This window comes from Roseateles sp. P5_E4, from assembly GCF_054049255.1.
Window position 1 is genome coordinate 916,263 of sequence record NZ_JBFUMS010000002.1, and the last position, 11,269, is coordinate 927,531.

Consider the following 11,269-nt stretch of genomic DNA (forward strand, 5'->3'; position numbering starts at 1 on the left):
GTGCGGTGATGGGTTTGACGCCAATATTCAAATACTGATATTCGACAAATTCGAACGAGCCTGCCGCTGGCGGGTTTGTTGATATTGAAAATCAGGCGCCATATTGCCTAACGCTCAAACCGCCGGACAGGCGGCTGTCGCCGCGAGCGCATCGCTCACCATTGGGCCGTCGCGCGCTCAACAGGCAGGCCGGATAATCAAAATTTTGAGCGAAGCCTGCACTTTTCAAGGGTTTTCGCGGAGTCAAAGCAATCACGGTCGTGATTCTTTGCCGGCGTGTGAACACAGCGCAAAACCGGCCCCTAGACTGTCTTCGGGGCAATAAAGAGAGCCTTTTCGAGTTCTCCCCGGTTGATATTTTCGGAGACAGACAAAATGCTGAAGAAGATTCACGGCGGCACACCGGTTTTGCGTTGGACGCCGCTCGCCCTGGCAATCTCGGCAACGCTGGCGGGCCAGGCACACGCCCAGCAACCCGCCGCGCCGGCCGAAGCCGCATCCGCGCCAGCGGCTGCCGCCAAGGCCCAGCAGCTCGACACGGTCACCGTCACCGGCATCCGCCGCTCCATCCAGAGCGCCATCGACCGCAAGAAGAATGCGTCGACCGTCAGCGACAGCATCGTTGCGGAAGACATCGACCAGTTCCCGGACAAGAACGTCGGCGAGGCGTTGTCGCGCATCACCGGCGTGCAGCTGTCGCGCCAGTTCGGCGAAGGCTCGCAGGTGTCCATCCGCGGTGTCGAGCCCGACCTGAACCGCGTCGAGATCAACGGCATGTCGGTGCTCGGTACCAACGGCGGCGCGGGCCGCGGGGCCGAGTTGCGCGAGCTGGCGTCGGAGCTGATTTCCTCCATCGACGTCATCAAGGGCTCCACGGCCGACCTGACCGAAGGCGGCATCGGCGGCACCGTGCGCATCACGACGCGCAAGCCGCTCGACTTCACCAAGCGCACCATCGCTGGTACGTTGGCGGCCGAGCAGGGCAGTCTGCGCGGCGGCATGCAGCCGCGCGGCACGCTGCTGCTGGCCGACAAATTCCTGGACGGCAAGCTCGGCCTCATGGCCAACCTGGTCTACGACAAGATCTACACGCGCGGTGACTTCTCCCGCAACACCTCCTGGGCCTTCCTGCGCGACTGGGACTTCTCGGCCGACAAGACCATCACCAGCCTGAACGCCAATGCGGCGGCTGTCACCACGTCGGCCGGCTGCAGCAGCCTGGCTGCCGCTGACCAGGCGCCTTGCCGCAGCCAGTGGTTCGACTACTCGCCGCGCATCTCGCGCTACGGCATCTGGACCCGCGACCACAAGCGCAGCTCCGCCGAGGTGACGGCGCAATACCAGTTCACCAGGGAGCTGGACGCCTACGTGAGCTACCAGGCCAACACGCAGGCCCAGCGGCTCAACGACATGAACTACGGCACCGACTTCTCGGCGGTGACGCGGCTGGCTTCGCCGGGCAATGCGCCGGTCTACCGCGCCGACGCCACGGTGCAGACTGCCGGCACCTGCGTCGCGGCGCCCACCGCCACCACGCCGGCCGGCATGGTGGTGGAGAACCACCACGTCACGCAGTTCACCGTGGGCAACTGCCTGAACGTGGCGGGCCAGGGCGGCCAGGGCGCGTTCAGCACGTCGGCGCGCGACTTCGCGCTGGACATCGAGTCCAAGTACACCACCGCCGGCTTCAAGTTCAAGAACAACAGCTGGCGCGTCGAAGGGCTGCTGGGCGACTCCAAGTCGGACTACAAGAGCGAGAGCAACAACATCGTGCTGACGCAGAACGCGCCGGGCCTGGTCGTCAAGCTCGACGGCAGCCACCTGCCGCAGTTCACGTTCCCGACGGCCTACAGCCCGGACAACGCGTCGTCCTATGTGCAGGCGCAGCTGCAGTACCGGCCGTCGGCCACGAAGAACGCCGAGCGCCAGGGCAAGCTGGACTTCCAGTACAACTTCGACCACAACCTCTTCCAGAGCCTGTGGTTCGGCGGCCAGGCGCGCGAGTCCAGTTCGCGCCAGTACAACGGTGGCGGCTACCTGGTGCAGAACAACGGCAGCCTGACCGCCACCGACGAGGCGGTGGACATCAATGCCCGCACGGCCAACGTCAACCAGACCTTCATCTGGGACCCGCTCTACACCGGCACGGCGCAACGCCCCAACGACGCGCAGACCTACATCAACAGCGGCTACAAGACGGCGTACGTGACCGGCGCGCGCATGCAGGAGATCGTCAACGCGATCCGCACCAAGTCGCCCGGCACCTTCATGGGCGGCTATGGCGACGTCTCCGGCGTACCCGCCAACTGGACGGCGCCGAACTATGCCGCCACGGTGGCCTCGGGCATCTTCGACACCAGCGACTTCAGCCACAAATACCTGTACTCGACGCCTGGCAACGACGGCAAGACCTATCCGCAGATCCCGGCCTTCGACATCACCGAGAAGGTCAAGGCGGGTTACGTGCGGCTGGACTGGGGCACCGAGATCCTCGGCCTGCCGCTGGATGGCAATGTCGGTGTGCGCTACACCCGCACCGACGTGACCTCGACCGGCCTGCAGACGGACCGTACCTGCAACCCGGCCACGGTGTCGACCTGCTCGCCGCTCGTGAACACGAACAAGGTGGTGTCCATCAGCAACAGCTACAGCGACGTGCTGCCCAGCCTGAACGCCACGTTGCAGCTGATCAACGGCAAGCTGCTGGTCCGCGGTGGTGCGGCCAAGGTGATGGCCCGTCCGGCGATCAATCTGCTGGCGCCCAACGTCACCTGCACGACCGGCAGCGGCGACCCGGCGCGCGGCGGTGACGGCACCGACGACTGCACGGCCGGCAACCCGGAACTCAAGCCCTACCGCGCCACCAAGTACGACCTGAGCGTGGAGTACTACCCCAGCCGCGACACGCAGGTCAGCCTGGCCACCTTCCGCACCGAGATCGGCACCTATGTGCGTACCGGCGTCTACCGGCCGAGCGTGAACTTCTACGGCGACGGTCGGCTGTTCGACGTGACCCAGGCCGTCAACGGCGAGGGTGCCAAGACGCAGGGCATCGAGCTGGCGGGCCGCACGGCCTTGTCCTTCCTGCCGGGCTGGCTGGGCAACTTCGGCGTGGATGCCAACTACACGCGCATGGCGTTCAGCTACGCCAAGGGCAACGAACTCATCAGCCCGCTGGACAACTCGGTTCTTCCTTACCCAGGCATGTCGAAGAATTCCTACAACCTGGGCCTGTGGTACGACGACGGCAACTTCAACGCGCGCCTGGCCTACGCTTATCGCGACAAGTACTACACCGGCGGCAACGACGTGTCGGGCAATCCCAACTTCAGCGACAAGACCGGCTACCTGGACGCCAAGATCCAGTGGAAGGCAACGAAGAACTTCACGCTGGCTCTGGAAGCCAAGAACCTGACCAACCAGGCCGAGCTGACCTATGCCGGCGACCTGGGCCGGCCCAACGAGCTGGCCTGGTCGGGCCGCCGCTACTACGTCACACTGGGCTACAAGCTCTGACCTGAATTGGACTCCCGGGCCGGCATGGCCTCTGTGTTGCGCTGATCGCGCACCGGCCCCCGCCTCCGCTGGGGCCGCTTTTTTTGACCGCCACCATGAGTCTTCTGCGCCATCTCCTCGTCTGCTGCCTGTTGTTGGCCGGCGCAGCTCAAGCACAGCCCAGGCAGATGGAGAGGCTTGATCGCGGCGTCGTTGCGTTGACGACTTCGTCCGGGGTCTTCATCAGCTGGCGCCTGTTGGGCACCGAGCCAGCCGGGGTGCGTTTCAATGTCTACCGCGATGGCAAGCGCATCAACCACGAGCCGCAGGCGCTGACCAACCTGGTGGACGCGCAAGGCCGCAGCGACAGCCTCTACAGCGTGCGTGCCGTCGTCGACGGTCACGAATTGCCGGCCAGCGCGGCGGTGGCCCCGTGGAGCCAGCCCTATCTGCGTGTGCCGCTGCAAAAGCCCGAAGGCGGCGTGACGCCCGACGGCGTGGCCTACCGCTACGAGGCCAACGACGGCGCAGCGGCCGACCTCGACGGCGACGGCCAATACGAACTCGTCGTGAAATGGCAGCCTACCAACGCGCATGACAACTCGCACAAGGGCCACACAGGGCACACGCTGCTGGACGCCTACAAGCTCGACGGCACGCGGCTGTGGCGCATCGACCTTGGCCAGAACATCCGCGCCGGCGCCCACTACACCAGCTTCCTCGCCTACGACTTCGATGGTGACGGCAAGGCCGAGCTCATGATGAAGACGGCCGATGGCACGGTGGATGGTGCGGGCAAGGTGATTGGCGACGCCAAGGCCGATTACCGCAACGAGGCGGGCTATGTGCTGGCCGGCCCCGAGTTCCTGACCGTGTTCAACGGCTTGACCGGCGCTGCCATGGCCACTGCGGACTACACACCGCCACGCGGTGACGTGGCCGCCTGGGGCGATGCCTACGGCAATCGCGTCGACCGCTTCCTGGCCGGCGTGGCCTACCTGGATGGCCAGCGCCCCAGCGCGGTGTTCTCGCGCGGCTACTACACCCGCGCCGTGCTGGCCGCCTGGGACTGGCGCGATGGCAAGCTGACTCAGCGGTGGGTGTTCGACAGCGACGCGGATGCTGCGAGCAAGCCCGCTGCGGGCCAGGGCGCGCATTGGTTCTCGGTGGCCGACGTCAACGGCGACGGCCTGGACGACATCATCTACGGCGCTGCCACCATCTCCGGCACCGGCAAGCTGCTCTACAGCACCGGCCTGTGCCACGGCGACGCGCTGCACGTCAGCGCCTTCGACCCGGCGCGCGAGGGCCAGCAAGTTTTCATGGTCCACGAGACTCCGCGCTGCTACGGCGAGCATGGGCTGGAGATGCACGACGCCGCCACCGGCAAGCTGCTGTGGAGCATGTCCGGCAAGAACACCGACGTAGGCCGCGGTGTCTGCTTCGACATCGACCCGGCCTACCCCGGCGCCGAATGCTGGGGCTCTGTCGGCGGCCTGATGAGCGCTGGCGGCAAGCTCATCAGCGAGCAGCACCCCAACCGCTACAACTTCGCCATCTGGTGGGACGGCGATCTGCTGCGCGAGTCACTGGACCACGTCGCCATCGACAAGTGGAACCCTGCCAGCTTCAAGTTCGAGAACGTGCTGAACGGCAAGAAGTTTGGTGCGGCGTCCAACAACGGCACCAAGGGCAACCCGGTGTTGTCGGCCGACCTGTTCGGCGACTGGCGCGAGGAAGTCGTCTGGCGCAACGAGGACAGCACGGCCCTGCTGGTCTTCTCGACGGCCGTGCCGACTGAGCACCGCCTCGTCACGCTGATGCACGACCCGCAATACCGCGTGCAGGTGGCCGCGCAGAACGCCGGCTACAACCAGCCGCCGCACACCAGCTTCCACCTCGGCCACGGGATGAAGCCGCCGCGCTACCTGCCCATCACCACGCCATGAGGCTGGTCGCGCTGTTGCTTGTTGCGCTGGCCGGCTGCGTCAGCATGGAACCTGCGCCGCGGCCGCTCTACCGCGACCCGGTGCTGGACGGCGCGGCCGACGTGTCGCTCGTCTTCAACCGCGGCCTGAAGCGCTGGGAGATGTTCTACACCAACCGCCGCGCGACGCTGCGGCTGGACGACCCCAAGGACGTGACCTGGGTGCACGCCACGCCCATCGGCATCGCGACGACGGACGACGGCAACCGCTGGCGCGCGTCGGGCGAGGCGAAGTTCCCTGCCGAGTGCACCGGCGCCACGCTGTGGGCGCCCGAGATCCAGGACTTCGACGGCGTGTACCACCTGTGGCTCACCATCGTGCCCGGCGTGCACAAGAGCTGGACGGGCGAGCGGCGCATCGAGCACCTGACCAGCACCGACCTGCGCAGCTGGACCTGCGCCGGCCGCGTGGAGCTGGGCTCGCCCAAGGTCATCGACGCGTCCGTCATCCGCGCGCCGCAGGGCGGCTGGCGCATGTGGTTCAAGGACGAGCAGGCCGGCAGCAAGCTCACGGTGGCTGACAGCCCCGACATGAAGACGTGGACCGTGCGCGGCCCGGTCAGCCCGCTGCCCGGTGAGGGGCCGACGGTGTTCCAGTTCGCCGGCAAATGGTGGCTGGTGGCCGACCTGTGGAAGGGCCTGCTGGTGCTGCGCTCCGACGACGCCGAGCACTGGCAGGAGCAGCCCACGCGACTGCTGGCCGGCATCGGCGAGCATCCCACCGACCGCGCGAAGGGCCAGCACCCGGGCGTCACCGTTGTCGACGGCCGGGCTTACCTCTTCTACTTCACGCACCAGAGCGGCGAGCCCGAAGCGAAGGCGGACGACCGCTGGCACCAGCGCACCGTCATCCAGGTCGCGGAGATGAAGCTGCAAGACGGCTGGCTGACTTTGGACCGCAACGCGCCGCCGCCCGATCTGCGGTCTGCATTCAAGGCCCGCTGATGCGCGCGCTGCTGCTGGGTCTGTGGATCAGTCTGGCTGGCGCTGCGCAAGCCGGGCTCAACGTTGCAACCAAGGCCACGCCGGGCAGCGTGCCGCTCGACGGCGCCGTCATCATCGCCGCGCCGGATGCCGATCCGCTCGAAGCCTTCGTCGCCCGAGACCTCGCGGATGACCTGAAGCGCGTGGGCCTGCAAGCCAGCGTCGGCGGCAAGGGCGCCGTGCAGATCTGGGTCGGCACCGTGGGCGGCCATGCAGCCATTGACGCCGCCGGTCTGGACCTCAGCAAGCTCAAGGGCTGCTGGGAGTGTTTCCAGATCGCACTGCTGCGCAACCCGAAGCCTGGTGTGAAGGCCGCCCTCGTCATCGCTGGCGCCGACCGCCGCGGCACGGCCTACGGGGTCTACACGCTGAGCCAGGCGCTGGGCGTGTCGCCCTGGCACTGGTGGGCCGACGTCGCGCCGCTCAAGCGCGGGCCATTGCATGTCAGCCTGACCGAGCTGCTGCTGCACGACGGTCCCGCCGTGAAATACCGCGGCCTCTTCATCAACGACGAGGACTGGGGCCTCTTCCCCTGGGCCTCTCGCACCTTCGAGCCCGAGGCCCGCACGATTGGCCCGCGCACCTACGAGCAGGTCTTCCGCCTGCTGCTGCGCCTGAAGGCCAACACGCTGTGGCCGGCCATGCACCAAGTCTCGGGCGCCTTCAACGCCGATCCGCGCAATGCCGAGCTCGCGCAGCGCTATGGCATCGTCATGGGCTCATCCCACGCGGAGCCGATGCTGCGCAACAACGTCGCCGAGTGGAAGGCGCCGGCCGAGCAGTACAACTACGCAACTCATCCCGAACAGGTGCGCGACTACTGGGCCGAGCGGCTGAAGACGAATGGCCGCTTCGACAACCTCTACACGCTGGGCATGCGCGGCATCCACGACTCCGGCATGCAGGGCGGCGGCACGGTGGCCGAGAAGCAGGCGCTGCTGAACCGCTTGCTGGCCGACCAACGAGAGCTGCTGGCAAAGCACGTAGGCGACCCGGTGACGCTGCCCCAGGTCTTCGTGCCCTACAAGGAAGTGCTGCCTTTGCTGCCCGGGCTGGCCCTGCCCGACGACGTGACGCTGGTCTGGCCCGACGACAACTTCGGCTACATCCGCCAGTTCCCCGACGCGGAGCAGACCAAGCGCTCAGGCGGCTCGGGCGTGTACTACCACCTGAGTTATCTCGGCGCGCCGCTGTCCTATCTGTGGCTGTCCACCACGCCGCCCGCACTCGTCGCCGAAGAAATGGGCCGCGCCTTCGATGCCGGCGCGCAGCGGCTGTGGATCGCCAACGCCGGCGACATCAAGCCGCACGAGGTCAACCTCAGCCACTGGTTCGACCTGGCCTGGAACCCGGCTACCGTGCGCGCGCAGGGGCAAGGCGGCTACCTGCGCGATCTGGCCCAGCGGCTGTTCGGCATCGCCGAGATTGCCGACATCTGGGACGGCTACTACCGCGTCAACTTCGAGCGCCGGCCCGAGCATCTGCAGTTCCATCTGCCGGGCGAACGCGTGAAGCGCAGCGGCCTCACGGCGGCAGCCGTCAACGAGCGTCTGACGCGCTTCGCCCAACTGCTGGCCGCGCTCGACGCCGTGCGCCCGCGCATCGCCGCCGCGCAGCGCGACGGCTTCTTCCAGCTCGTCGAGTACCCGCTGCGCGCCTCGGCGCTGGCCAATGAGCGCTTCTTCGCGCTGGAGCGCTACGCCGCGACGATGGAGCGCGATCCGGCCGGCGCCCGGACCATCGCTGCGCAGGCCGTGCGCGCCGACCAGCGCCTCAAGGCCCTGACCGCCCGCTACAACACTGGCCGCTGGGCGGGCATCCTGGCCGAGGAACCGGCCGACGGCTTGTGGACCAGCTGCCGCCAGCAGGCGCCGTTGCTGCCGGCGGCGGGCCTGGGCGGTAGCGCGCCCGACGCACTGCGGGACCTGGCCCGCGCATCGGCCGACCTCGCCCCGTTGCCTCTCATCGAGCCCATCGCGCCGCTGCTGCGCGTCACCGCCGCCGAAGGCTGGCGCCGCGTACCCGGCCTGGGCCGCGGCGACGGCGTGCTCGTCGCGCGACAGCCCGGCGCGGTGTTGACGCTGCAGGCGACGGCGAGCGACGCGGCCTGCCTGCGCGTCCACTTGCTGCCGACCTATCCGCTCGCCACCGGGGAGCCCTGGCAGGCCGATGTACTTTTCGACGGCCAGATCCACGCGCTGCGCTGGCCGCGTGGCCTACAAGACGTCGCCTGGGGCCAGGGCGTGCTGGCCAACCGCATCACCGCGTCGTTGACGCTGCCCGAGCGCACCAGCCCGCTGCGCCTGCAGCTCAGGGCTGGCCAGCGCGACCTGATGTTCGATGGCGCGGAGCTGCTGCCCGGCGCCTGCAAAGGCAATCCATGAAACTCGCATCCTTCGCGCTCGCCGCCCTGCTTGCCGCACCGATCGCACAAGCCCAGAACCCGCTGGCCCTCGGCAAGGACCTGCGCACCGCCGACCCCTCCGGCCATGTCTGGCCCGACGGCCGCCTGTGGCTCTACACCTCGCACGACGAGGAATGCCAGGCCGACTTCCACATGAAGGACTGGACCGCCTTCTCGTCCACCGACCTCGTCAACTGGACGAACCACGGCGCGGTGCTGTCGGTCAAGGACCTGAAGTGGGCTGACGACTACGCCTGGGCGCCCGACGCGGCCTACAAGAACGGCAGGTACTACCTCGTCTTCCCCGCCGGCACCGGCGTCAAGGACCGCCAGAACCCGAAGAACAGCACCAAGTGGATGGGCATCGGCATCGCCGAGAGCGACTCGCCCGCCGGCCCCTTCAAGGACATGATCGGCGCGCCGTTGTGGCGCAAGCCCTACGCCAATGACCCGGTGCTGTTCGTCGACGACGACGGCCGCGCCTACCTCTACAGCCGCACATCAGGTGTCAACTACCTGGTGGCGGAGATGGCTGACGACATGCGCAGCATCAAGGGCGAACTGCAGAAGATGGACATGGGCGGCTACGAGCCGCCGATGGAAGGCCCGTGGGTGTTCAAGCGCAACGGCCTGTACTACTTCACCATGCCCGAGCACAACCGCATCCTGACCTACTACACGGGCACCTCGCCCAAAGGCCCGTGGACCTACCGCGGCGTCATCATGGACGCCGAGGGCGGCAACAACCACCACTCCATCGTCCAGTACAAAGGCCAGTGGCTGCTGTTCTATCACCGCTGGCTGGACGTCTCCGGTGCGGCCTGTGCAAAGAAGCAGCGGCACGTGGCGGCGGAGTACCTGCACTTCAATGACGACGGCACGATCCGCAAGGTGGAGCGCACGGAGCAAGGCGTGGGCGACTTCCCGCAGCGCGCCGCGAAGCGCTGAGGGGGAGCGATGAACACTGATGAATCGATCAACGCGCTGGCGCGGCAGGCCCGCGAGCATTGGGAGGCCGGGCGCCTCGACGCGGCCGAGGCCTGCTTTGTCCGAGCCATCGCCGCAGCCGGCGGGCAGGCGGGTGTCGCCGACCTGCACGGCCAGCTGGCGGCCGTGATGGACGGTGCCGGCCGTCTGGCCGATGCCGTCGCCCAATCCGAACTGGCGCTGGCGGCAGAACTGGCGCTGGGGCAAGGGGACTCGCAGCCCAGCGTGAAGGTGGCGCGCTACTTTTTGGCGGACCGGCTGCTGCGCCTGGCGGAGACCGGGCGGGCGCTGAAGGTGCTGGCGCCGTCGCTGGCCGCCCTGCCCGATGACTGGCTGCTGAACACCGCGCAGGCCGAGGCGCTGCTGGCCGTCGGCCGCGCCGACGAGGCCAGGGCCGCGGCCCGGCGTGCGCTGGCGAATGCCGGCTCGGACGCCAAGCGTGCCCAGTTGGCCGAACGCCTGCAGGCGGTACTGCGGGATTGATGGCCCGCTCGCTATCGCCGCTGCAGACGGGTCATCCAGAGCAGCAGTACCTTTAGCCAGCGGCTCATCCGATCTCTCTCGTGCCTCGCTCGGCCAGGGTGCGCCACACCGTCATGGTGCGAGCCGTGCGGCTTGGCGGCTTGGGGACGCGCCCGGGCGTGAGCAGGTCCATGGCCTGGGTGGCGCGAACCAGGAAGGGCAGGGCGAAGAGCAGCGGCATGGCCATCAGGCGGAGCGCCTGGGGCGTACCCGCCTGGAACTGGTGCAACTGGTGGACGGAGAACGGCAGCGTGAGCGCGTGCTGCGCGAGTTGCATCGTGACCGACTTGTGCCAATCGGCGTCGACGCCACTCATGGCACAGCGCTGGCGGCGGCTCAGATGAAAGTCCGGCGGGTCGCTGCGCCGCAGTCGCAGGCGCAATTCCGCTTGTGGCACAGCCGGCAGCGAAGCCATGTATTCGTGCGCTTCCAGCGCCAGCTGGAGCCGCGCCGCGTCGGCCAGGATGCCGGTGATGGCCGGGTCCGTCGAAGCGATGCCGCCCAGGATCTTCAAGCGGCGTGTGGCGTCATGCAGTTCCCAGAGCCGGATGCGGAAGCTGCGTTCCGAGTCCGGCACTTGATGACCCGCGATGTACTCAAAGGCGTCATGGGCCTCGATGACGCAGCGCGCCAGGGCGCTCATGGACGGCAGATCCCACAGATCGAGAGGCGGCTGCTGGGTGGGGTCAGGCGCCAGCCGGCGCAAGGCGATGCCGTGGGACAGCAGCTTGGCGAAGATCTGTTCGCCATAGCTGACATGCACAGCCGAGAGGGGCTGGCCGGTCAGGGCCGCGGAAACCGCCTTGCCATGTTCGAGCACGGCGTCGAACTCGCGCAGCTTGGAACGGTAGTCAGCCCAGGTATTGATCTCTTGCAGCATGCTTGCTTTG

At 67.6% G+C, this 11,269-nt stretch carries 7 protein-coding genes; 6 read left to right on the forward strand and 1 reads right to left on the reverse strand.

Annotation, left to right across the window (positions count from 1 at the left end; genetic code table 11):
• The first annotated feature begins 375 nt into the window (after window positions 1-375).
• The 6 genes from ACXJLH_RS06880 to ACXJLH_RS06905 all read left to right on the forward strand — a co-directional run bounded on the left by ACXJLH_RS06880 (window position 376) and on the right by ACXJLH_RS06905 (window position 10,340).
• Complete coding sequence (locus ACXJLH_RS06880; protein WP_457443092.1) at window positions 376-3,516, forward strand: TonB-dependent receptor; 3,141 nt, start codon at window positions 376-378, stop codon at window positions 3,514-3,516.
• Window positions 3,517-3,611: 95 nt separating this feature from the next.
• On the forward strand, window positions 3,612-5,444 hold the full coding sequence (locus ACXJLH_RS06885) for a rhamnogalacturonan lyase (protein WP_457443094.1): 1,833 nt from the start codon (window positions 3,612-3,614) through the stop codon (window positions 5,442-5,444).
• Window positions 5,441-6,427, forward strand: coding sequence for a hypothetical protein (locus ACXJLH_RS06890; RefSeq protein WP_457443096.1), 987 nt, complete (start codon window positions 5,441-5,443; stop codon window positions 6,425-6,427). Before ACXJLH_RS06885 ends, ACXJLH_RS06890 begins: the two co-directional genes overlap by 4 nt.
• Window positions 6,427-8,850, forward strand: coding sequence for a glycosyl hydrolase 115 family protein (locus ACXJLH_RS06895; protein WP_457443098.1), 2,424 nt, complete (start codon window positions 6,427-6,429; stop codon window positions 8,848-8,850). The genes ACXJLH_RS06890 and ACXJLH_RS06895 overlap by 1 nt, the downstream gene beginning before the upstream one ends.
• The gene (locus ACXJLH_RS06900; protein ID WP_457443100.1) at window positions 8,847-9,818 is read left to right on the forward strand and encodes a family 43 glycosylhydrolase; all 972 of its coding nucleotides are present in this window, start codon (window positions 8,847-8,849) and stop codon (window positions 9,816-9,818) included. Before ACXJLH_RS06895 ends, ACXJLH_RS06900 begins: the two co-directional genes overlap by 4 nt.
• A 9-nt stretch (window positions 9,819-9,827) precedes the next feature.
• Window positions 9,828-10,340 carry a hypothetical protein gene (locus ACXJLH_RS06905; protein ID WP_457443102.1) on the forward strand — a complete coding sequence of 171 codons (513 nt, stop codon included), beginning with the start codon at window positions 9,828-9,830 and terminating at the stop codon, window positions 10,338-10,340.
• A 64-nt stretch (window positions 10,341-10,404) separates the two neighbouring features.
• Here the strand turns inward: ACXJLH_RS06905 and ACXJLH_RS06910 are convergent, their stop codons facing one another.
• Window positions 10,405-11,259: a hypothetical protein gene (locus tag ACXJLH_RS06910; RefSeq protein WP_457443104.1), complete on the reverse strand. Its 855-nt coding sequence runs from the start codon at window positions 11,257-11,259 to the stop codon at window positions 10,405-10,407.
• Between the last annotated feature and the right edge of the window lie 10 nt (window positions 11,260-11,269).

Coding starts and splice junctions, on each gene's coding strand:
- ACXJLH_RS06880 (WP_457443092.1), top strand. CDS start 376: ATGCTGAAGAAGATTCACGGCGGCACACCGGTTTTGCGTTGGACGCCG.
- ACXJLH_RS06885 (WP_457443094.1), top strand. CDS start 3,612: ATGAGTCTTCTGCGCCATCTCCTCGTCTGCTGCCTGTTGTTGGCCGGC.
- ACXJLH_RS06890 (WP_457443096.1), top strand. CDS start 5,441: ATGAGGCTGGTCGCGCTGTTGCTTGTTGCGCTGGCCGGCTGCGTCAGC.
- ACXJLH_RS06895 (WP_457443098.1), top strand. CDS start 6,427: ATGCGCGCGCTGCTGCTGGGTCTGTGGATCAGTCTGGCTGGCGCTGCG.
- ACXJLH_RS06900 (WP_457443100.1), top strand. CDS start 8,847: ATGAAACTCGCATCCTTCGCGCTCGCCGCCCTGCTTGCCGCACCGATC.
- ACXJLH_RS06905 (WP_457443102.1), top strand. CDS start 9,828: ATGAACACTGATGAATCGATCAACGCGCTGGCGCGGCAGGCCCGCGAG.
- ACXJLH_RS06910 (WP_457443104.1), bottom strand. CDS start 11,259: ATGCTGCAAGAGATCAATACCTGGGCTGACTACCGTTCCAAGCTGCGC.